Below are 20917 nucleotides of genomic sequence, written 5' to 3'. Positions count from 1 at the left end.
GCGCATGAATCTCTACGCCATCTTCGCCATCTATTTTCTGATGTGGGTCGTCTGCGCCTTCGTCATGCTTCCCTTCGGCATCCGCACGCCCGATGAAACGGGTGAGGTGATGCTGAAGGGGCAGGCTGACAGTGCCCCCAGCAACTTCCGCCCCGGCCGCGTCGCCCTGCGCGCGACGATCCTGGCGTCGATCCTGTTCGGCCTTTATTATGCCAATTATGTGCAGGGCTGGGTGACGGCGGACATGCTGCCCAAATATAGCGGCACGCGCTGAGCCGGAGCCATTCCCCGGCGCAGACCGGGGAATGGCATCCCGCTCTATTGCCGCAGCCGCTCGATCGCCTGCGCCAGCGCGACATAGAGCTTGCCCATGTCCGACGACAGCACGGCAACGCCCAGCGCATTGCCGTCGCGCGCCGACAGGATGATCCGCAGCATCGCTTCGAAATCATGGATGTAGCGGTTCACATGATCCCGGAACTCGGCATCCTCATCATAATGAAGCGCGATCTCCCGCGATTCGCCCGCATCCAGCAGCTTCACGGCGCGGCGCGTAAACACCCCCCGGTCGCCCTTCAGATAGGCGGACCAGGCCGTGTCCGTCACGTCGTTGGACAATATCTTGGCAACGTCGATCGCCGTGCTGTTGAGCGATTCGATCAAGGCGGCCGAGCGGCGCGCGAAATGGTCGCGATCGCGATCTTCCGACGCCTGTTCGGCCTGCACAATGCGCTGCTCCACATTGGCGCTGGTATCCGCGATCGTCAGCAACTGCCGGGTCAGCCGCTCCGACGCCTGATGCGCGGCCTTGATCGCTTCCTCGGCCACCTTGGCGACCTGTTCGATCTGCGCCGTGACCTTGTCGCCCAGCGCTCGCTGCATTGCCGCTTCGCTGGCGTCGCCCAGTTGCTGCGCCGCGTCGGGAATGGCGCGGGCCAACGCCTGCCGCGCCCGCTCGGCGGCCTGATCGGCCGTGTCCTTGACCCGCAGCAGGGCGGTGACGAGGAGGGGGCCTGCCCCCTCGGTGATCCGCGTCGCGTCCTGATGTGCGCCATCCAGCGCAGCGCGCAGGCGATCGACCAATTGCCGATTGGCCTCCAGCCCGCTCTGCGTACTTTCCAGCCATTCGGTCAGGCGGCTGCCCTGTCCCCGCAACAGCGATTCGGCCTCTTCGGCGCGGCCGACGAGCGCCTGCGAGATAGCCTCCAGCCGCTCCATTTCCGGCGTGGCGCTGCCCAGCAGCGCGCGGCTCTGTTCCATCCGGGCGTCGAACCGTTCGAGCGCGGCTGGATAGGTTTCATCCAGTTCGCGCACGCTCGAATCCAGCGCTACCAGCAAGGTTTCGGCGCTGCCGATCAGTTTGTCGGCGGTCAGGCCACCAGCCGCCAGCGCGCCGTCGATCCGCTGAGTCTCGACGGTCAGGCGGGCCAAGGCCTCGGCCATCCGCTCGCTGCGCTTAAGGGTGGTTTCCTCCAGCGTCGCAAAGCGGCCCTCGGTCCCGGCAATCGTGTCATTCAGCCCATCATGCAGGCTGGTCATCAGCGCCTTCTGCCCCTCCACCAGATCGTTGATCTGATGCAGGCGGCTTTCGACATCGCCGATCGAGTCGGTCAGGCCAGCAACCGTATCATTGCCGATCGCATCCAGGCTCTCACGCGACCGCGCGATCAGCGCGTCCAGCGCCGACGCCTGCGCCGATAGCCGCGAATCGGTAAAGGTCAGGGCTTCTTCGGCCCGATCGAGCGCGCCACCCATGCGTTGTCGCATTTCCTGCTCGATCAGATCCAGGTCGCGGGCGAGAACGCCCATGACATTTTCGCTGGCGCTGCCGATCCCGGCCTGGGCTGCGGCGACCAGCGCGGTCAGCGTGTCCGCACGGCGCGTCAAACCATCATCGGTCGCGGCCATCGTCTCGCGCACCTGCGCCATCGCCTCGTCGAGCCGTTTGCGCAAATCGGCCTGCGCGCGATCAAGATCCGTGACCAGCGCCACCCGGACGCTTTCGCTCGTGGTGGTGACGCCTGCCTGAGCCGCCTCGACCAGGGCGGTGAGCGCGGCGGATTGCGCCTCCACATCCTGCCGGGTGCGATCCATCGCCTGCCGCGCGGTTTGCGCCGTGGCATCAATGCGCCCAGCGGCAATCTCCGCCATGCCGGTGACTTCCTCGGTCGCTGACCGGGTCGCTTCCTGCAACTGAGTCAACTGGCTCGACAGGCTCTTGGTCGCCGACAGGGTGCGCGCCCGCGCATCGTCGGACAATTCGCCCAACGCATGCAGCCGCGCTTCCAACGTATCAATCCGGTCGCCCAGCGCATGGCCGTTGTCCATGATCTGCGCCGCCATCCGGCCGGTGCGATCCTCCAGTTCGGGGATCGTGCCGATCAGCGCGTCCATTTGCGCCATCAACGCGGCACCGGCGCGTTCGGCGGCTTCGGCTCGCTCCGCGCTGGCCTGGGTGCGGCTTGCGATCAGTTCAGCCGATGCCTCCATATTGCTGCTGGCGGCTGCGCCATAGCTGTCGAGCAATTCGGCCTGATCCTGCATCGTCTGGCGCGCCGCTTCCAACTGGGTGGCGATCCGCCCCAGCCGCAATTCCAGCAGGTCCGCTTCGGTGCGCAGTGCGCGCGCCGTGTCGAGATAGCGTCGCGATTCGGTGCGGCTGTTGCGGACCAACAGCAGATAGAGGAGCGCCAACAAGGTGAGCGGGATCAGCAGCGTCGCGATGGCATTGGCCCAGGCCGATGGACCGGCCCGCAGGTCACCCGACGCGATCATCGCCCAACCGGCAAAGCCGATCCACGCCATTGCCACGAGCGTCAGGGCGATGCGCACCCGCTTGACCCAGGCCTGGCCGGAACCGGCCGCCGGATCATCTTCTTCGATGTCCAGAACCGCTTGTTTCAAAAGCAGGATGTCGTCCGCTTGCGCGGGCGTCTCCGATGGTTCGTCGCGCCAGAACTCGACGATTGTGCTGCCCCCTGTCATGCGCGCATCCTAGCATCTTTTCCGCGCGCGGGAATGCCCCGTTACCAAAACTTAACCCGTCTTCGATAGCGTTGGTCGCCATGTCCTATGATCCAGGTGCCCTTGACGCGGCTTTGGCCGCCGCTGTCGGCGATGATCGCGCGTTGATCGCGGATCTGCGCGTCGCTTTCCTGGAAAGCGCCGCGCGCCAAGTCGATTTGCTGGGCCGCGCCCGCTGCGACGCCAACTGGACGCTGGCGGCGTGGCGGTTGAAGGGCTTGGCCGCCAGTTTCGGGCTGACGACATTGATGGCATTGGCTGACGAAGCGGCACAGGCGGCACCGGGTGATCCGCGCGCGCTGCGGCGATTGCGCACGGCGCTGGCGGGCCTGGAGCAAGCTATTCCGCACGATTGATACGGCTTTGCTTGCGTCTGCCCTCCGGCCTTGCAAAAAGGTCGGCCTAACCACCAATGGGTCGACAAGCACAAAAATATGAGTTTTTCCGCGATTCTCAGCGCCAGCCGCACGACGGCCGATACGCCCGCGGGCTTGCGCGCGAGCCTGCATTTCGCGGGTCAGACGCTGGTGGAATATCAAGCGCGGCAGGCGGCGCGCGCGGGTGCCAACCGAATCATGATCTTGGTCAGTGTCATTACGCCCGCCGTGTCGCAGGCGGTCGATCGGCTGAGCGCCGACGGCATTGCCGTGGCGCTGGTGCGCGACATGATATCCATGGTGCGCGATGTGCCCCGCGACGCCGACGTCCTGCTGATCGCCGACGGCGCGATTGTGGCGCAGGCGCATATCGACGCGCTGGGAGCGAATGAGGGCAACGCATTGCTCGTGGCAGACGACACCCGCGCCAGTGCCCCGTTCGAACGAATCGATGCGGGTCAGCGCTGGGCGGGCGTCGCGCGGATCAGTCCCGCTTTGATGTTCGACACGCTCGACATGATCGGCGACTGGGACTTGTCGCTGACGCTGGTGCGTGCCGCGGTGCAAAAGGGTGCGCGCCGCATCACCGCGCCGCAGGACGATCTGCTCGAAGGCCGCGTCGCCATCGTCGACAGCCAGCAACAGGCCGATCTGGTGGCGCAGGCGGTCACGGCCGCCGGGGTGTCGCGCACGCCGACGCGCGGCGGCATCGAACATTATGTCCTCGCGCCGCTCGCCCGCATGGCCAGCGCCCCGCTGATGCGGATGCAGGTGCCGGCCTTTCAGGTACGGGTCAGCGCTATCGCGCTCGCCGCCGTCGCGCTCGTGCCGATCGAACTGCTCTGGCCATTGACCGGCTTTTGCCTGTTGCTGATCGCTTTGCTGCTTGCCGAACTGGCCGACCGGCTCGACGCCATGGCGTTGCGGCCGCCGCCTTCCGGGGCGCTCGCCTTTGCCACGCCAGTCATGGCGCTGGTCGGCATCGTCCTTGCGGGCCGCAGTCCGCTCGCGGTCGATCTCGCTTTGCTGCTAGCGATCATTTCCGTTGCCGACCGTCAGGGGCGCATTGGCGAGGCTCGACCCTGGATGATCTTCACGCCCGGCAGCGCGCTGCTGCTGATGTTCGCAACCGGCCTGTTCGGCGTGCTGGCGCAGGGATTGCGCGTTGCCATGCTGCTCGCTGTGGCCTCGATCGGCGCGATCATATTGCGGCGTCGATCGTAAAGATTTCCTGCGGACGGTTTAGTGCATTTTAAGGACGTGCGGTTATGTTGCACCGCATGAGCGTCTTTTCGTCCCTTGCCGGTTCGACAATGACGGATAGCTGGCCGATGACGCGAGTCTTGGCGGGCATGTCCGCCGTGCCGGTCGGTCATGCCATCGACCTGGCCTTTTTCTTTCCGAAGGACGATCGCCAGCGCCATGACGCGCTGATCGCGGAGACGCGGCGGCATCTGGGTGGCTGCCTGACGGCGATCGAAATGGCGCTGCGCGTCTCGCTCGATCATGCCCCGGCCATCGCCACCGCGCTCGCGCCCTGGCCCGATCCCGTCTGCTGGCGCATGCTCTGCGATCAGCCCGCCATGCTCAGCCCGGCCTTGCTTGCGCATATGCAGATGCGCGCGGGCGTCACGCTGATGCTGCGCCAGTTCGGCCAGCCCGGTGCCGACCACATTACCGAGGAAGAGGGCGAACCGCTGCTGCGCGCCGACGATCCCCTGATCGGCAACGCCGTCGCCGCGCTCACTCTGGCCGAGGGTCGCTGGATCGCGCGCGGGGGAGAAGATCAGCCGATGCGGCCCGATCTGCCCGCCGAACATCATGCCGAACTGGTCTGGACCGCAGCAGCCTGCCTCGCGTCGATCGCGCGGCGCGGCGCTGGGGAGGGGGGCGACGCCATGCTGGTCGCGTTCGAGCGGTCGGGCTGGGCCTTGCTCGCCGACCATGACGAAAGCGTCAGCCCGATCGCCGAAGCCGAACGGCTCGTGCGCGGCATGGGCGCGGCGGCCGATGCACCCGACCTGCTCGGCGCAGCGCTCGACCAGCGACGCTTCCTGCTGTTCGCTGCGCTCGCCGCCCGGCGGCTGCGGATGCGCGCGATGCAGGTCATCGACATTTTGGTGATGGGGCCGGTGGCGCAGATTGCGACTTTGTGCCGGGCGCTGGGCGGAGCGGATGCCGATTATCGCCATCTGCTCCTGTCGCTGCGCCCGATTCGTCCCGCTCTGTCCGACCTCGCCATCGTCGAGGCGTCGGCCCATTATCGCGACCTGCCCGAAATGGCAGCCGATGCGGCGGTCAGCGCCCTGCGCACGCCCGCGCCCTTCCGCGCCAAGCTCGACCATCTGCTGCAAGTCACTGCCCGTTGAACATGCCCCTCCATCCGGCCATCGTGCGCGCAACCGTCGCTAGTGACGGGCGGCTGCTCAGCGCCGACGCGCCGCTGCTCGCGCTGCAGGAAGAGGCCGGAGGCAGCCTCGGTACCCTGCTCGTTATCCCCCAGCTTGCCGCCATTGCGCGCCTCACCCAGCGCCTCGGCGTCCCCGTCTCGCGGCCGGTCGCTGCCGCCGCCGAACGTGGCGACATTGATATGTGGGTGCGCGCCAAGCCCGATAGCGCGGGCGTATCGCTCTCGATCATCGACTGGCAGGAGCGGCCGATTCCGCTCGCGCCGGTCGAACCGATCGACCGCGAAGCCGACATCGCCACCCTGGCCGAAGGTTGGACCTGGCAGGTCGACACGCAGTTGCGTTTTCAAATGGCGATGGACAATGGCGGGCCGCAAGGCGCGCTGCCGCGTGATCCACCGCAGCCGGGCAGTCGCTTTTCCGCCTATTTCGACCTGCGCCCCGATGCCGATGGCGATATGGCGATGCTGCGCGGCTTTGCTCAGCGGCGCGCCTTCCGCGATCAGGACGCCGCGCTGGTCAGCGATCCTGCGCGCCTGTTTCGGCTATCTGCCGTTCCGCTGTTCGATCTTGCGGGGCATCTTATGGGCTATCGTGGCACCGCCATGCCGCTGGAACGCGCCGTCATCGCACCGCTTCCGCAGGAAAGCGCGACCCTCGCCCTCTATCCGGGCGAATTTGGCAAGCGGCTCGACCGCTCGTTGCGCCAGCCATTGGGGCGGATCATCGCCAATGCCGATACCATCAGCGCGCAACGCGATGGACCGCTTCGCCCCGATTATGCGGGCTATGCCAAGGATATCGCTTCAGCCGGGCGGCACCTGATGGCGCTGGTCGATGATCTCGCTGATCTTCAGGCGATCGACCGGCCCGATTTTGCGGTCATTGCCGAAGAGGTCGATCTCGCCGATCTCGGACGACGCGCGGCCGGATTGCTGACCGTCAAGGCGCTCGATCGCCGCATCACCCTCCTGCCGCCGCAGGAGGAACAGAGCCTGCTCGCCACCGGCGAATTTCGCCGCGTGCTGCAAATCCTTGTCAACCTCATCGGCAACGCCGTGCGCTATGCGCCCGAAGACACGCAGGTCCGCATCGTCACCGAATCTGCGCCCGGCGAAGCGCGGATCATGGTCATCGATCAGGGGCAGGGCGTGGCGCTCGCCGACCGCGAACGCATTTTCGAGAAGTTCGAACGGCTCGGCCGCGACGATGCGGGCGGATCAGGGCTTGGCCTCTATATCTCGCGCCGCCTTGCCCGCGCTATGCGGGGCGACATCCGCATCGGCGGCGCACCGGGCGAAGGCGCCCGCTTCATCCTGTCGCTCCCCCGCGCCGACTGACCGTTACGCGCCGCAGCATATCTGTTCCCCGACGAAGGTCGGGGTCCAGTTCCACGCTCTGATCTGGACCCCGACCTTCGTCGGGGAACAGAACCAACGGCACGCGACAGCTTTCGGTATCACGCTCAGGGCCGCGAGACGAAACTGTCCATCACTCGCTTGCGGCCCGCCGTCTCGAAATCAATCTCCAGCTTGTTGCCCTCAATCTCCGCGACGATTCCGTATCCGAATTTCTGGTGAAAGACGCGCAGCCCAACCGCCATGTCGCTGCGCCCCTTATTGCCGATCGACACCGCCGACGCGCGTGCCTCGACTATTCGCACGGGTTCGCGGCTGAACTGGCCCGATGATTGCGCCCGCTGCCAGCCCGGCCCGCGCCCTTCGCCGCGCCCGACATGGGCAAAGGGATCGTCGCGTTCGGACCAGTTTGCCCGCCAAAGCGACGCGCCGCCGGTCATGCTGCTTTCTTCCTCGACATGCTCCGGCGGCAATTCGCCCACGAAGCGCGACGGGATCGAACTGGTCCACTGCCCATAGATGCGCCGGTTGGCGGCATGCAGGATAGTGCAACGCTTGCGCGCCCGCGTGATGGCGACATAGGCCAACCGCCGTTCTTCCTCTAGGCTGTTGAGCCCGCCTTCGTCGAGCGCCCGCTGCGAGGGGAAAATGCCTTCCTCCCACCCGACCAGGAAGGTCGAATCAAATTCCAGCCCCTTGGCGGCATGGATGGTCATGATGGTGATCTTGGCGGACTCGGCCTGCGCCTCATTATCCATAACCAGCGAGACATGTTCCAGAAACGCGCCCAGCGTCTCATATTCTTCCATCGCGCGCGCCAACTCGGACAGATTCTCCAGCCGCCCCGCGCTCTCGGTGCTGCGTTCGGCCTGCAACATCGCGGTATAGCCGCTCTCGTCCAATATCTGCCGCGCGAGTTCGGCATGCGGCAATTGCGCCGCCCGGTCGCGCCAGCGCGCCAGATCGCCGACGAAACTGCCCAGCGACCGCCGCGCCTGCGGCGTCAGTTCGTCCGTATCCAATATCCGCGCGGCAGCATGGAGTAGCGGAATCCCCTCGGCCCGCGCCAGCCGGTGCAACTTCTCCACCGCCTTGTCGCCCAACCCGCGCTTGGGCACATTGACGATCCGCTCGAACGCCAAATCATCGGCGGGTTGGTTCACCAGCCGCAAATAGGCGAGCGCATCGCGGATTTCGGCGCGCTCATAGAAGCGGAAGCCGCCGACAATGCGATAGGGCAGGCCAATCTGGATGAAGCGATCCTCGAACTCGCGGGTCTGGTGCTGCGCGCGCACCAAAATAGCGACCTCGTCCAGCGAACCGCCATCGCGCTGGATCGTCTCGATCTCCTCGCCGACCCGCCGCGCTTCCTCCGGCCCGTCCCATATGCCGACGACGCGCACCTTCTCGCCCACGTCGATGTCGGTCCACAATGTCTTGCCAAGCCGTGTGCCATTTTCGGCAATCACCCCGGACGCGGCCCCTAATATATGCGGGGTCGATCGATAATTCTGTTCCAGCTTGATGATCGTCGCGCCGGGAAAATCCTTTTCAAACCGTAGGATATTGGCGACTTCTGCGCCGCGCCATGAATAGATGGACTGGTCGTCATCGCCGACGCAGCAGATATTCTTGCGCGTCTGGGCGAGCAGCCGCAGCCACAGATATTGGCTGGAGTTGGTGTCCTGATATTCGTCCACCAATATATAGCGAAACCGCTCCTGATAGCTTTGCAGCACATCCCGATGCTTCTTCAAAATCGTCAGAACATGCAGTAGCAAGTCCCCGAAATCACAGGCATTTACTGCGCGTAATCGCGCCTGATAGGCGGCATAGAGTTTCTGCCCCTGGCCATTGGCATAGCCTTCGCTCTCGCCCGCGCCGACATCGTCCGGGGTCCAGCCCTTATTCTTCCACTGGTCGATCAGCCCGCCCAATTGCCGGGCTGGCCAGCGCTTCTCGTCAATCCCTTCCGCCTGGATCAACTGCTTCATCAGCCGCAACTGATCATCGGTATCCAATATCGTGAAATTGGATTGCAGCCCCACCAGTTCGGCATGACGGCGCAGCATCTTGGCCGCGATGGAATGGAAGGTGCCGAGCCACGGCATCCCCTCCACCGCCGGGCCGATCATCTTGCCGACCCGCTCCCGCATTTCGCGCGCGGCCTTGTTGGTGAAGGTGACCGACAGGATTTGCGAAGGGTAGGCGCGGCCCGTGGCCACCAGATGCGCCAAGCGCGCGGTCAGCGCCGCCGTCTTACCCGTGCCCGCGCCCGCCAGCACCAGCACTGGCCCTTCGGTCGTCAGCACGGCTTCGCGCTGCGGCGGGTTCAAACCCCGCAAATAGGGCGGATCATTGGGCGAGGGCAATGGAAGAGTCATGGAGGACAACTAGGGACAGGGGGCGGCAGGGGCAAGGCATGACCCTTGCGGCGAAGCGCCTTCTATGAGAACAAAAGGCGAATCATGCAAGGGAGCAGAGTGATGTTGTCAGGGGGATGCCATTGCGGCGCAATCCGCTACGAAGCCCAGGGCGAACCGGCGCATAGCGCGCTGTGCCATTGCAAGGATTGCCGCACCAGTGCGGGCGCACCCATGGTCGGATGGGCGCTATACCCTCAGGATGCAGTAACGATCAGCGGGACGCCGGTCGAATATCGCTCCTCCGAACATGCCATCCGCCATTTCTGCGGGACGTGCGGGTCGGGGTTGTTCTATACCAATGCGACAATCTTTCCCGGCAAGATCGACATCCAGACCGGCACGCTGGACGATATCAGCGCTCTGCCGCCGCAAGCCCATATCCAGATAGCCGAAGCCGCCGACTGGATGGCCAACGCCCATCTGCTGCCCAAATTCGATCGCTTCCCCGGCGAATAGGGCCGATTCGCCTTTCCTTTCATGGCACCAGCGCCTCGGTTCGTCGCCAGCGGCGGAACGGGGATGGGCTGGTGCCGGTTCTTTCGACGCCCACGCAGCAGAACGGGGCAGCGACAAGAATAAGGAAAGGATCACCCCCGATGAAATCCCTCATGTTCGCAGGCGCAGCTTTGATAGGTATCGCCTCACTTGGCACTGCGGCGATTGCGCAGGATATGCCCGCCAACCAGATGCCCGGTGACGCCATGACGCCGCAAGGCGATCCGTCCATGGGGCCACCGCCGCCCGCCGAAGATCCCAATGCGGGCATGCCGACCGGCGCAGTCCCCGCTGATCCCGGCATGGTGCCAGCTCCGCCCGGCGCGCCGCGCGACCCGGCCGCACCCATGGGCTCGTCGAACAATCCCGTCACGGTCGGCGGCAATATGACGCCCCCGCCCGCCGAGGCGAAGGACTATCCGGTCTGCTCGAAAACGGTAACCGACGGGTGCGTGAACCCAAGCGAAGCGCGGAAGATGCGTAAGCGCTGAGCCGATCCATATAGTGTGGAGGACGCGAATGACAGGTCTGTCGCTCGCGTCCTTAATGTGTTTAAGATATATCCAAGATAGATCGTAATGGCTCGTGAAAAAGCGATTCCATTGTCCGCATCGTTGTCCGCTTTTCGATCGTGGGAACGAAGAAAGCCGCCTTGCTTGCGCTAGGCGTCGCTTTGCCCCTCTGCCCTAAGCAGGGTGATCCGCGCCTTGCCAGCGTCCCGCACCGTGTCGATGGCAAAGCCCTTCACCGCCACATCCTCGCGCTTGTCGGTCTCGATGCTGATCCAGGTGGCCGGACTGGTCCAGCCCAGCCGCGACAGTTTGTCGAGTGCGACTTGGCCCGCGCCGGTGCCATAGGGCGGGTCCATGAAGATCAGGTCGAGCGGCTTGGCGGTCTGGCCCAGCGTCAGCACGCTGGCCGCGCGAATGTCGGGACGAATGCCAAGCCGCTCGGCATTGGCGCGGATCGCGTCGAGCGCTGGTTTGTCCTGTTCCACGAACAGGCAGGTGGCCGCGCCGCGTGACAGCGCCTCGAACCCCAGCGCGCCCGAACCTGCAAAGAAGTCCGCCACGGCCAGCCCCTCGAACGATCCGATCCGGCTGGTCAGCATCGAAAACAGCGCCTCGCGGGTCCGGTCGCCGGTGGGGCGGGTGGCATCGCCCTTGGGCGCGGTCAGCGGGCGGCCGCGCCATTGGCCGGAAATGATCCTCATTTCGCGTCCTTCAATGTCTTGCGGAATATCGCCAGATCTTGTTCGCTCACCTCGGCCACCATGCCGATCGGCAGATCAGCGAGGACGAACGGACCATAGCTGGTGCGGATCAGGCGGTTGACCTGCAACCCCAGATGTTCGAGCACCCGCCGCACTTCGCGGTTCTTGCCTTCGGTCAGGGTCATTTCAATCCACTGGTTGCGCCCGGTGCGCCGTTCCAGATTCGCCTCGATCGGGCCATAGCGGACGCCATCGACCTCCAGCCCGTCGAACAAATCTTCCAACTGCGCCTGGCTGATCTCGCCAAAGGCCCGCGCGCGATAGGTGCGCGGCACGCCGGTCGAGGGCAGTTCCATCTGCCGCTTGAATCCGCCATCGGTGGTGAGCAGCAACAGACCCTCGGTATTCATGTCGAGCCGCCCGATCGGGATGACGCGGGGCAGGTCGTCGGGCAGCCGGTCATAGATGGTCGGTCGCCCGACCGGATCGCGCTCGGCCGTCAGGCAGCCGCTCGGCTTGTGGAACAGGAACAGCCGGGTCGGGGCAGGGGCCGCGACCGCCACGCCATCCACCGCGACCCCCGCAAGCGATGCAAGCAAAGTGGCGGGCGTCTCGACGGTCGCGCCGTCCAGCGTGACGCGGCCTTCCTCGATCATCCGTTCCACTTCCCGGCGCGAAGCGATGCCCGCGCGCGCCAGCAACTTGGCGATACGCTGCGGCTCGCCTTTGCCATCGCTGGCGGCAGCATGGGCAGGGTGCGGGTTGGCGGTGGTCTTGGGGCCAGTGCCCGACCTGCGTGGCGGCTTATTGGCCCAAGGCTTTGCAGCAGCGCCAAAAGCCGCGCCGCGCGGCTTGTCGCCGTCGTTGCGCCGGGGCGGGCGCGCAGGCGCGTCGGCCCGGCTACGGTCGGGGCGAGGCGCGTCTGCCTTGGCAGTCACAGGCCGGGTGCGGTCGCGTCCGGTACGGTCCCCACTGGGAGCGGCATCGGGCCGTGGGCCACGACCCGGCAGGGCACGTTCGCCCGGCTTGGCAAAGCGCGGCTTGCCGCCCGCTCCCTCGTCGCGACCCGGCGCAAAGCCCGGCCGCTTGCCGGGGCCACCGGGGCGTTTAGGGCCGCCGGGGCCGGACCGGCGCGGCGGTCCTGATTTTTTCGGCGGTTCCACGGATAAGTTCCTTTGCGTAGGCTCTGGCTCCCCCCATATGGGTGGGTAGCCAGCAACAGGCTGAAATGTGCCGTCCCGGCGCTTGAGCGAGGGGGTAAAACCCATCGCTTCGGCAACCCGGCGCGGGGGCGCGGCGTTTGTTCGGTTGCATGGCGGAAACAGGGCGGACTTGGCAAATGTTTTTCGGGCTTTTGAATAGCGGGAGCGTGCGCCTCCCGCGCCGCAAGGCGATCCGCACCGTGCTGGTGGTGGAGGATGAGCCACTGGTCGCCTTCGACAATGAACATGCGCTGGAACAGGCCGGATACAGCATTGCCGCGACGGTCGATGATTATGACCATGCCGTCGCGGTGATCGACGGCGGGGCGCTGGATCTCGTCATCGCCGACGTCGCGCTTCATGGTCCCAAGAGCGGCATCGACGTCGCCCGCCACGCCCATGCCAAGGGACTGCCGGTGCTGTTCGTCACCGGCCATTGCCCGATCGACGCCCGCGAACTGGCGGTCGGATGCCTCGCCAAACCCTATGCCCCCCGTGACCTGGTCGCCGCGATCCGGGTGATCGACGCCCGGCTGCGCGGCGCTCGCCAGCCACGCCTGCCGGTGGGCCTCAGCCTGTTCGAGCCGAACTGACCCCACGCAGCGCTTGCCAGCCCGGCGCGAGGCCATATGGTGGCGCGCAACAGAAAGAGACCGGGGGAATGAAGTGACTGACGCCATTGCGGGCCGAAAAAGCTGGCTCGACGCCGTGAAACCCTATGTGGAAAAAGCGCCGCTGGCTGCCTTCTTCCTGGGGGTGTCGTCGGGCTTCCCCTTTGCCATGATCGGCGCGACGTTGACGACCCGGCTGGCGCAGGACGGCATCGACAAGAAGGCAGTCACCGCCTTCACGCTCGCTTTCCTCGTCTATAATCTCAAATGGCTCTGGGCCTGGCTGGTTGATGGCGTCCGCTTGCCGCTGCTCGGCCGATTGGGCCAGCGCGTCTCCTGGCTGGTCTTTGCCGGACTGCTGGTGATGGCGGCGGTCGTCAATCTGGCGCTGGTCGATCCCTCCGCCAGCCTGATCCAAACAGCTTATGCCGCCATTCTGGTCGGGATCGCAGGGGCCACGTTCGATATCGTGATCGATGCCTATCGGATCGAAACGTTGAAGCCCGAACAATTGGGCGTCGGGTCGGGCATGTCGCAATATGGCTGGCGCATCGGCTCGGTCGCTGCGGGCGCGTTGGCGCTGGTGCTGGCGGCACGGATCGGCTGGCAAGGTGCCTATATGGCCTGCGCCATGTTCGCGCTACCCGCCATGTTGACCGGCCTGCTGCTGGGCGAACCGGAACGGCACCGCGATCCGCTGGCCCGACGCGGGGCAGGCGAACTGTGGCAATCCATTTCAGGACCGCTGCTCGAATTTTTCCGCCGACGCGGGGCGATGCTCGTGCTGCTGTTCATTCTGCTCCACAAGATCGGCGACACGCTGGCGAACCTGACGTTCCGCCTGCTGTTCGACGACATGGGCTATAGCAATGACGAAATCGCCATCTATGACATTGGTATTGGTTTCTGGGCCTATCTGATCGGCATCTTCATCGGCGGCATCCTTTATGCCCGGATCGGCATGAAGCGGTCGGTGTTGCTGAGCCTGATCCTGATGGGCGTGTCCAATGTCAGCTTCGCCGCGCTGGCGGCGCTGGGCAAAAGCAATTGGGGCATGGCCGGCGCGATCGGGTTCGAGAATTTCGCGAGCGGGATCGGCGGTGTCACTGTGGTCGCCTATTTCTCGGCTCTGTGCGACCTGCGCTTTACGGCGGCGCAATATGCGCTGATCTCGGCGGCGGCGAGCATCGTCGGGCGGTTTTTGACGGGCACGACGGCGGGCGGTCTGATCGAACAGTTCGGCTATGTCGATTTCTACCTGTTCACCACCCTGGCGGCCATGCCGGGGATCGCTTTGTTCTGGCTGATGATGCGCGCCGGTCTGATCGACGCCAGCGTCGGCACGGCCGCGACCGATCGCACAGCTCAGCCGCCCGAATAGAGTTCGAGCGGCCGCCCCAGATCGGCATGCGCCTGCGCGACCGCCTGCATGCAGGTGAGCGCCCCCAATGCATGGTCATTGCCGAGCAGGTCGCTTAATTGCTCATAAGCGGCGTTGGGATCGCGCAGCGCTTCGCCCGTCGCTTGCATCAACATCCCCTCATCCGCGGTCATGCGCGCGCAGCAGCAGGGCGCGACCAATATCTTGCGGCTGGAGGCGCGGGCGAGTTCCAGCATCATGGCCCGCATCAGCACGAGTGGGCGACGATAGCTGCGCCCGAACGCGCCGAGCATGGCGTTGGCGGCATGGGCATCATTGACGCCCGCGCTGGCCATGCGGCGCATGACGAAGAGGAATAGCCGGTTGCCATAGCCCGTCGGCATGGGCCGGGGCAGATCGATGGGGGAGGTCTCTCCATGAGCCATGATGATACGCCTTCTGCGGTGATTGCTCTCCCCAGACTACGCTATTGCGAGTTAGTCGCAAGTATAATCAGTCAGGCAATTGCGCGTTTAGTCGCAAAATTTCGCCCGCCAGATAGAGCGAGCCGCCGATCAGCAGCTTAGGCGCAGGATCGCCCAGCGCGGCTATGGCCCCGATAGCGCCTTGCGCATCATCATGCGCCGTGCAGCCAATGCCCCATTGTGCCGCGATCGCGGCGAAACGTTCCGCCGGATGATGATCATGACCGGGGACAGGCAGTGCATGAATATGGGCGATCCGTCCGGCAAAGGGCGCAAGGAAGGCATCGACATCCTTGTTGGCCAGCATGCCGATGACGAGCTGCAACTTGTGGCCTTCCAGCCGCTCCGGCGTGAAGAAGGCACTGATCGCCTCGCCCGCGCCCGCATTATGCCCGCCATCGAGCCAGGCGGTGGCACCGGCGGGCAATAGCGCCAGCAGCGGGCCATAGTCGAGCCGCTGGAGTCGCGCGGGCCAATGCGCCCAGAGCGGCGCTGCCTTGAGTGCGGCATCGGAGAGTGGGACAGCGCTTTGATGGCGCAGCATGGCAAAGGCCAGTGCGGCATTCTGCACCTGATGCGCGCCCGCCAAGCGGGGGAGTGGCGCGTCGATCCGGCCCTGATCATCGCGATAATGGAGCCGGTCGCGATAGACGGCGGCGTCCCAGCCATCGCCTTGGGCGATCCAGGTGGTGCGCGCCTTGGCCACGGCGTCGATCATCACGGGGAAGAGCGATTCGGCGTAGCGCTGCGTCACCAAAGGCGCGCCGGGCTTGGCGATTCCCGTCTTTTCCGCCGCGATCTCAGCCAGCGTGTCACCCAGAAAAGCCTGATGATCGATACCAAGCTGGGCAATGCCGCAGACGACCGGATCAACGATGATGTTGGTTGCGTCGAGACGTCCCCCCAAGCCCACTTCGATGATGCAGGCGTCGGCGGGATGTTCGGCGAAGGCCAGGAACGCGGCCGCCGTGGTGACTTCGAAGAAGCTGGCCCCGATGCCCTCGGCAATGTCCAATACGCGGGCGAGATAGCGGGCGAGCGCTTCGTCGCTGATCAACTGCCCCGACACGCGGATGCGTTCGTTGAAGCGCACCAGATGCGGCGAGGTGAAGACATGGACGGTCTTGCCATCCGCTTCCATCGCCGCGCGCAGGAAGGCGCAGGTCGACCCCTTGCCATTGGTGCCCGCCACATGGAAAACTGGGGGCAGGGCGCGGTGCGGATTGCCGAGCCGCGTCATCAACTGGGTGATGCGCTCCAGCCCCAATATGTCGGCCCCCGGCGACAGCGACCACAGCCGGTCAAGCTGCGCCTGCACCTGCGGGTCGTCCGAAACGGCATGATCGGCCATAGTCGCGTCCCCCCGGCGCGTTGGTTCAGGCGGCGATGCGCGGCGTAAGATAGCCGATCACGCGCGCCAGCGTATCGCGCAATGCGTGGCGATGGACCACCATGTCGATCATGCCATGGTCGAGCAGATATTCAGCGCGCTGGAACCCTTCGGGCAGTTTCTCGCGGATTGTGCTTTCAATGACGCGCTGGCCCGCAAAGCCGATCAGAGCGTTGGGTTCGGCGATCTGCACGTCGCCTAGCATCGCATAGCTGGCCGTCACGCCGCCGGTGGTCGGATCAGTCAGCACGACGATATAGGGCAGGCCCGCTGCGTGTAGCTTCTGGATCGCCACGGTGGAGCGGGGCATCTGCATCAGCGACAAAATGCCCTCCTGCATCCGCGCGCCGCCCGCGGCGGTGAAGATGACATAGGGACAATGATGGGCGATCGCGTCATTGACGCCCTGGATGAAGGCCGCGCCCACGCCCATGCCCATGGAGCCGCCCATGAAGGCGAAATTCTGCACGCCAAGAACCAACGGCACATCGTCGATCGCGCCGCGCGCGTTGATCAGCGCGTCTTGATCGCCGGTCGCGGCGCGCGCCGCGCGGATGCGATCGGGATAGCGTTTGGTGTCGCGGAATTTGAGCGGATCTTCCTGCACCTGCGGCGTTGGCAGGAGGATGAAACCCGCGTCGAGAATCTGCTCGAACCGTTCCGCAGGACCGATGCGGCCATGATGGTCGCAGCGCGGGCATACGGAGAGATTATCTTCCCATTCCTTGATGAACAGCATTTCCGAACAGGATGGGCATTTATGCCATAATGTCTCGGCACTCTGTTCCTTCCGGGCGATGAAGGGGATGGCCTTGCGGACGCGGTTGATCCAGCTCATGCAGCGGTCTCTTGGATTTTGGGGGTGAGCGCGCCGGACAGGGCCGCGACGAATTGCTGAACGAAGGGTGCAGCGGCATCGCCATGGCTGCCGACGATATCGACGATGGCCGAGCCGACAACGACGCCATCGGCGATCCGGCCGATGGCGGCGGCCTGTTCAGGCGTGCGGACGCCGAAACCGACCGCAACCGGCAGGTCAGTGGCGGCCTTCAGGCGGCTGACGGCCATGTCGATATTGGCCTGGGCCGCCTGCTGTTTGCCGGTGATCCCGGCGACCGAAACATAATAAAGGAAGCCGCTCGCGCCTTGAAGCACCGCAGGCAGGCGTGCGGTGTCGGTCGTTGGGGTGGCGAGGCGGATGAGGTGAACACCCGCGCCGCGCAGCGCCGGGCCGATCTCGGCATCTTCCTCCGGCGGCGCATCGACGCAGATGACGCCATCGACACCAGCGGCCTTGCACTGGTCGGCGAACCAGTCGGATCCGCGCACCAGCATCGGATTGGCATAGCCCATCAGCACCAGCGGCGTGTCGGGGTGCCGCGCACGAAACTCGGCGGCGAGCGCGAAGATATGCTTCGTCTTGGTGCCCGACCCCAGGCTGCGCAGATTGGCCAGTTCGATCGCGGGACCATCGGCCATCGGATCGGTAAAGGGCATGCCCAATTCGATGATGTCCGCGCCACCCGCGACCAGCGCGTCGAGGATGGCAGGGGTCGCCGTGACATCGGGATCACCGGCCGTTACGAAAGTGATCAGCGCGGCGCGGCCTTGCGCCTTGCAGGTGGCGAAGCGGGTAGAGAGGCGGTCAGTCATGCTCACATTTCCACTCCCAACGCTTCGGCGACGGTGAAGATATCCTTGTCGCCCCGGCCGGAGAGGTTGATGACGATGATCTTGTCCGCATCCATGGTCGGCGCGACCTGCTCGGCGGCGGCGATGGCATGGGCGGATTCGAGCGCGGGGATGATGCCTTCCAGCGCCGAGAGCTTCTGGAAGCTGGCGAGGGCTTCATCGTCGGTCACGGGCATATATTTTACCCGGCCAATCTCATGCAACCAGCTATGTTCCGGCCCAATGCCGGGATAGTCGAGCCCCGCCGAAATGCTGTGCGCTTCGGTGATCTGGCCGTCCTCGTCCTGCAGCAAATAGGTGCGGTTGCCGTGCAGGATGCCAGACGCGCCGCCCGCAAGCGAGGCCGCATGCTTTTTGTCAAGACCTTCGCCCGCCGCTTCCACGCCGATCATCGCGACGTCCGGGTCGTCCAGGAACGGGTGGAACATGCCGATGGCGTTGGAGCCACCGCCGACCGGCGCGATCAGCATGTCGGGCAAGCGGCCTTCGGCTTCCATGATCTGGGTACGGGTTTCCTTGCCGATGATCGACTGAAAATCGCGCACCATTTCAGGATAGGGATGCGGACCCGCCGCCGTGCCGATGATGTAGAATGTGTCATGCACATTCGACACCCAATGGCGCAGCGCGTCGTTCATCGAATCCTTGAGCGTCGCCGACCCGGAGGTGACCGGAATGACCTCGGCCCCCAGCAGCTTCATGCGGAAGACGTTGGGGCGCTGGCGCTCCACATCCTTGGCCCCCATGAAGATCTTGCATTCCATGCCGAACAGCGCGGCGACGGTCGCGGTGGCGACGCCATGCTGGCCAGCGCCGGTTTCCGCGATGACCTTCTTCTTGCCCATGCGCCGGGCGAGCAGCGCCTGGCCGATGCAATTGTTGATCTTGTGCGCGCCGGTGTGGTTCAATTCCTCGCGCTTCAGATAGATTTTTGCTCCCTTGCCTGTGGGCGCATTGGCGCGCAGCGCTTCGGTCAGGCGGCTGGCATAATAAAGCGGGTTGGGGCGGCCGACATAATGTTTGAGAAGGTGGTCATATTCCTCCTCGAATGACGGGTCGTCCTTGGCCGCTCGATACACTTTTTCCAGGTCCAGGATCAGCGGCATCAACGTTTCGGCGACATAGCGGCCACCAAAGGCGCCGAAATGGCCATTGGCGTCGGGCTGCGATCGCAGGCTGTTGGGCAAGGTTATCGTGTCGGTCATGATTTCAATCTTTCAGGCATGAAGGGCGGTTCGCTTCGATCAGGGGAGAAGCGATCAGCGCCATCGTATCCCGATGCGCTCGACAGGAGCGATGAGCGTCAACATGCGGATACCGCTTTGCAGAAGGCCATGATCTTGTCCACACTCTTGATGCCGGGCGCGCTTTCCACGCCGGAAGATACGTCGATCAGCGGGGCGTCGGTGATGCGGACGGCCTCGGCCGCATTGTCAGCCGACAAGCCGCCCGACAGACCCCAGGGCATTGGGATCGAAAGGCCACGCAGCAAAGTCCAGTCGAAGCGCAGGCCCATGCCACCGGGCAATGCGGAACCATCGGGCGTCTTGGCATCGAACAGCAAAAGATCGACTGCACCGACATAGGCAGTGGCGGCGTCAATGTCTGCGCGGGTCTTAACCGATATCGCCTTCCAGACGGGCAGGCCGAAGCGCTGGCGGATGGCAGCAGCGCGTTGCGGGCTTTCCTTGCCATGGAGTTGCAGCGCCGTGAGCGCGCCGCCTGCGGTCAGTTCGGCCAGCAGATCGTCGGCGGGATCGACCACGACGCCGACCTTTTCCATGTGACCGGGCGCGATTGCGGCCAGCGCGGCGATCTGGGCCGCATCGACATGGCGCGGGCTTTTGGCGAAGTGGACAAAGCCGATATGGCTCGCCCCCGCACGCACGGCTGCGCCCACGGTGTCGGGCGTGGAAAGGCCGCAGATTTTGATCGCGAGTCGGGACATGCAGGGGCTTTAGCGGGCAAGTGCGCCCAAGTCACATGACCGGTGGGGCAGTGGGCGCATGGCCCGGCTGCGTCAGGTCCATATCATGCAGCGCCAGCCATTCGTCGGCATGGGTACTGCAGGCCTGTCCCAGAAAAGCGTCGACCGCCGCGACAATCTCTTCGTCGCTCATCGTCTGCGGGTCCAGCGGCGAGTGCCAATGCAGCCGGAAATGCGGGCCGTTCGTCCGTTCCAGATAAAAGGGCAGGAAGCGGGCATTGACCTTGCGCCCCAGCCGCAGCGCGACGGACAGATTGCCCGACGGCGGGAGTTTGCGACCCAATTTGGGAAACCAGACCTGAAAATCGCGCCGTTCATCGAGCAGGATATAGAGGCTGGCGCGTGGATGGCTGGTCAGATGCTTCAATATGCGCCGCGCCGCGCCATCGCCGGTGATGGTTTCGCCCATATAGCTTTGCCGCGCCTTTTTTAGCTGCGCGGCCGTCCGTTCGTCGCGGGGTGGCGCATAGACGCCGAGGCCCGGTCGGTCCGTCAACGCCTTGCCATGCGCGCCCAGCAAATCCCAATTGCCCAGATGCAGCGACAAGGCGAGCAAGGGGCGCGGCCCGTCCAGCACCGCCTGATAGCCTGCGCGATCGACGACTTCGACATGCGCGTCGTTTACCAGCCGATCGACATTGGCGAGTTCGGCCAGCGTCCGCCCGATGTTGCGCCAGCGGCGGGTGAGGACCGCCTCCCGCGTCGCCTCGTCCAGATCAGGGCGGAGCAGCGCAAGATTGGCGCGGGCACGGGCGTCGCGCAGCTTCATGCGCGGGCGGGCGACATGAACGGACAGCCATCCGCCAAGCCAGGAGGCCGAGCGGGCGGGCAGCACCCGCATCAGGGAAAAAAGAAAGGGGCTGGAGAGCATAAGCCTGCCGTCATACAG

General features: G+C 65.0%; 20 protein-coding genes. 9 read left to right on the top strand and 11 right to left on the bottom strand.

All coding sequences use genetic code 11. From position 1 onward, the window contains the following. The first annotated feature begins 4 nt into the window (after window positions 1-4). On the top strand, window positions 5-274 hold the full coding sequence (locus J2W40_RS03730; protein ID WP_037474004.1) for a DUF1467 family protein: 270 nt from the start codon (window positions 5-7) through the stop codon (window positions 272-274). 44 nt (window positions 275-318) lie between these two features. Here J2W40_RS03730 and J2W40_RS03725 read toward each other — a convergent pair whose 3' ends face one another. Beyond that, window positions 319-2985: a hypothetical protein gene (locus J2W40_RS03725; RefSeq protein WP_310222055.1), complete on the bottom strand. Its 2667-nt coding sequence runs from the start codon at window positions 2983-2985 to the stop codon at window positions 319-321. 80 nt (window positions 2986-3065) lie between these two features. Here J2W40_RS03725 and J2W40_RS03720 point away from each other — a divergent pair, with 80 nt between their 5' ends. The 4 genes from J2W40_RS03720 (at window position 3066) to J2W40_RS03705 (ending at window position 7149) form a co-directional block, all read left to right on the top strand. Then, window positions 3066-3380 (top strand): Hpt domain-containing protein, encoded by a 315-nt coding sequence (locus J2W40_RS03720; RefSeq protein ID WP_310222054.1) that lies wholly within the window; start codon window positions 3066-3068, stop codon window positions 3378-3380. A gap of 78 nt (window positions 3381-3458) precedes the next feature. Continuing rightward, complete coding sequence (locus J2W40_RS03715) at window positions 3459-4625, top strand: hypothetical protein (RefSeq protein ID WP_310222053.1); 1167 nt, start codon at window positions 3459-3461, stop codon at window positions 4623-4625. A gap of 44 nt (window positions 4626-4669) precedes the next feature. Continuing rightward, window positions 4670-5770 carry a hypothetical protein gene (locus J2W40_RS03710; protein WP_310222052.1) on the top strand — a complete coding sequence of 367 codons (1101 nt, stop codon included), beginning with the start codon at window positions 4670-4672 and terminating at the stop codon, window positions 5768-5770. Further along, window positions 5767-7149: a sensor histidine kinase gene (locus J2W40_RS03705; RefSeq protein WP_310222051.1), complete on the top strand. Its 1383-nt coding sequence runs from the start codon at window positions 5767-5769 to the stop codon at window positions 7147-7149. Before J2W40_RS03710 ends, J2W40_RS03705 begins: the two co-directional genes overlap by 4 nt. A gap of 125 nt (window positions 7150-7274) precedes the next feature. Here the strand turns inward: J2W40_RS03705 and J2W40_RS03700 are convergent, their stop codons facing one another. Then, window positions 7275-9551: an ATP-dependent helicase gene (locus J2W40_RS03700; protein WP_310222050.1), complete on the bottom strand. Its 2277-nt coding sequence runs from the start codon at window positions 9549-9551 to the stop codon at window positions 7275-7277. Between the two features lie 102 nt (window positions 9552-9653). On the opposite strand from J2W40_RS03700, the gene J2W40_RS03695 reads away from it, so the two are divergent. After that, entirely contained in the window at window positions 9654-10049 is a 396-nt protein-coding gene (locus J2W40_RS03695; RefSeq protein WP_310222049.1) for a GFA family protein, read from the top strand. Window positions 10050-10189: 140 nt separating this feature from the next. Then, complete coding sequence (locus J2W40_RS03690) at window positions 10190-10579, top strand: Fe-S oxidoreductase (protein WP_310222048.1); 390 nt, start codon at window positions 10190-10192, stop codon at window positions 10577-10579. Window positions 10580-10749: 170 nt separating this feature from the next. Here J2W40_RS03690 and rsmD read toward each other — a convergent pair whose 3' ends face one another. Further along, complete coding sequence (gene rsmD / locus J2W40_RS03685) at window positions 10750-11301, bottom strand: 16S rRNA (guanine(966)-N(2))-methyltransferase RsmD (protein ID WP_310222047.1); 552 nt, start codon at window positions 11299-11301, stop codon at window positions 10750-10752. Beyond that, on the bottom strand, window positions 11298-12464 hold the full coding sequence (locus J2W40_RS03680) for a pseudouridine synthase (protein ID WP_310222046.1): 1167 nt from the start codon (window positions 12462-12464) through the stop codon (window positions 11298-11300). Before J2W40_RS03680 ends, rsmD begins: the two co-directional genes overlap by 4 nt. Before the next feature lie 176 nt (window positions 12465-12640). Here J2W40_RS03680 and J2W40_RS03675 point away from each other — a divergent pair, with 176 nt between their 5' ends. Further along, entirely contained in the window at window positions 12641-13096 is a 456-nt protein-coding gene (locus J2W40_RS03675; protein WP_310222045.1) for a response regulator, read from the top strand. A 73-nt stretch (window positions 13097-13169) separates the two neighbouring features. Further along, on the top strand, window positions 13170-14495 hold the full coding sequence (locus J2W40_RS03670; RefSeq protein ID WP_310222044.1) for an AmpG family muropeptide MFS transporter: 1326 nt from the start codon (window positions 13170-13172) through the stop codon (window positions 14493-14495). On the opposite strand, the gene J2W40_RS03665 is transcribed toward J2W40_RS03670, so the two are convergent. From J2W40_RS03665 to J2W40_RS03635, 7 genes are all read right to left on the bottom strand, one after another. Further along, window positions 14480-14920, bottom strand: coding sequence for a DUF6628 family protein (locus J2W40_RS03665; protein ID WP_069064712.1), 441 nt, complete (start codon window positions 14918-14920; stop codon window positions 14480-14482). The two genes, J2W40_RS03670 and J2W40_RS03665, sit on opposite strands and share 16 nt — an antisense overlap. Before the next feature lie 67 nt (window positions 14921-14987). Beyond that, window positions 14988-16310: a bifunctional folylpolyglutamate synthase/dihydrofolate synthase gene (locus J2W40_RS03660; protein WP_310222043.1), complete on the bottom strand. Its 1323-nt coding sequence runs from the start codon at window positions 16308-16310 to the stop codon at window positions 14988-14990. 25 nt (window positions 16311-16335) lie between these two features. After that, window positions 16336-17187, bottom strand: coding sequence for an acetyl-CoA carboxylase, carboxyltransferase subunit beta (accD, locus tag J2W40_RS03655; RefSeq protein ID WP_310222042.1), 852 nt, complete (start codon window positions 17185-17187; stop codon window positions 16336-16338). Further along, on the bottom strand, window positions 17184-18002 hold the full coding sequence (gene trpA / locus J2W40_RS03650; protein ID WP_310222041.1) for a tryptophan synthase subunit alpha: 819 nt from the start codon (window positions 18000-18002) through the stop codon (window positions 17184-17186). Before trpA ends, accD begins: the two co-directional genes overlap by 4 nt. A gap of 2 nt (window positions 18003-18004) precedes the next feature. After that, on the bottom strand, window positions 18005-19246 hold the full coding sequence (gene trpB, locus J2W40_RS03645; protein ID WP_310222040.1) for a tryptophan synthase subunit beta: 1242 nt from the start codon (window positions 19244-19246) through the stop codon (window positions 18005-18007). 98 nt (window positions 19247-19344) lie between these two features. Further along, window positions 19345-19989: a phosphoribosylanthranilate isomerase gene (locus J2W40_RS03640; protein WP_310222039.1), complete on the bottom strand. Its 645-nt coding sequence runs from the start codon at window positions 19987-19989 to the stop codon at window positions 19345-19347. Window positions 19990-20020: 31 nt separating this feature from the next. Then, a complete protein-coding gene (locus tag J2W40_RS03635; protein ID WP_310222038.1) occupies window positions 20021-20899 on the bottom strand; it encodes a lysophospholipid acyltransferase family protein in 879 nt (292 codons plus the stop codon). Between the last annotated feature and the right edge of the window lie 18 nt (window positions 20900-20917).

The sequence above is a fragment of the Sphingobium xenophagum genome (genome assembly GCF_031457465.1).
Classification (GTDB): domain Bacteria; phylum Pseudomonadota; class Alphaproteobacteria; order Sphingomonadales; family Sphingomonadaceae; genus Sphingobium; species Sphingobium xenophagum_A.
Note: the sequence above shows the minus strand (reverse complement) of the source record. Positions and strands in the feature narration are given on the sequence as shown.

Excerpts from the sequence above, each read along its gene's own strand:
- J2W40_RS03730 (WP_037474004.1), top strand. The coding sequence starts at position 5 with ATGAATCTCTACGCCATCTTCGCCATCTATTTTCTGATGTGGGTCGTC.
- J2W40_RS03725 (WP_310222055.1), bottom strand. The coding sequence starts at position 2,985 with ATGACAGGGGGCAGCACAATCGTCGAGTTCTGGCGCGACGAACCATCG.
- J2W40_RS03720 (WP_310222054.1), top strand. The coding sequence starts at position 3,066 with ATGTCCTATGATCCAGGTGCCCTTGACGCGGCTTTGGCCGCCGCTGTC.
- J2W40_RS03715 (WP_310222053.1), top strand. The coding sequence starts at position 3,459 with ATGAGTTTTTCCGCGATTCTCAGCGCCAGCCGCACGACGGCCGATACG.
- J2W40_RS03710 (WP_310222052.1), top strand. The coding sequence starts at position 4,670 with ATGTTGCACCGCATGAGCGTCTTTTCGTCCCTTGCCGGTTCGACAATG.
- J2W40_RS03700 (WP_310222050.1), bottom strand. The coding sequence starts at position 9,551 with ATGACTCTTCCATTGCCCTCGCCCAATGATCCGCCCTATTTGCGGGGT.
- J2W40_RS03695 (WP_310222049.1), top strand. The coding sequence starts at position 9,654 with ATGTTGTCAGGGGGATGCCATTGCGGCGCAATCCGCTACGAAGCCCAG.
- J2W40_RS03690 (WP_310222048.1), top strand. The coding sequence starts at position 10,190 with ATGAAATCCCTCATGTTCGCAGGCGCAGCTTTGATAGGTATCGCCTCA.
- rsmD (WP_310222047.1), bottom strand. The coding sequence starts at position 11,301 with ATGAGGATCATTTCCGGCCAATGGCGCGGCCGCCCGCTGACCGCGCCC.
- J2W40_RS03675 (WP_310222045.1), top strand. The coding sequence starts at position 12,641 with ATGTTTTTCGGGCTTTTGAATAGCGGGAGCGTGCGCCTCCCGCGCCGC.
- J2W40_RS03665 (WP_069064712.1), bottom strand. The coding sequence starts at position 14,920 with ATGGCTCATGGAGAGACCTCCCCCATCGATCTGCCCCGGCCCATGCCG.
- J2W40_RS03660 (WP_310222043.1), bottom strand. The coding sequence starts at position 16,310 with ATGGCCGATCATGCCGTTTCGGACGACCCGCAGGTGCAGGCGCAGCTT.
- accD (WP_310222042.1), bottom strand. The coding sequence starts at position 17,187 with ATGAGCTGGATCAACCGCGTCCGCAAGGCCATCCCCTTCATCGCCCGG.
- trpA (WP_310222041.1), bottom strand. The coding sequence starts at position 18,002 with ATGACTGACCGCCTCTCTACCCGCTTCGCCACCTGCAAGGCGCAAGGC.
- trpB (WP_310222040.1), bottom strand. The coding sequence starts at position 19,246 with ATGACCGACACGATAACCTTGCCCAACAGCCTGCGATCGCAGCCCGAC.
- J2W40_RS03640 (WP_310222039.1), bottom strand. The coding sequence starts at position 19,989 with ATGTCCCGACTCGCGATCAAAATCTGCGGCCTTTCCACGCCCGACACC.
- J2W40_RS03635 (WP_310222038.1), bottom strand. The coding sequence starts at position 20,899 with ATGCTCTCCAGCCCCTTTCTTTTTTCCCTGATGCGGGTGCTGCCCGCC.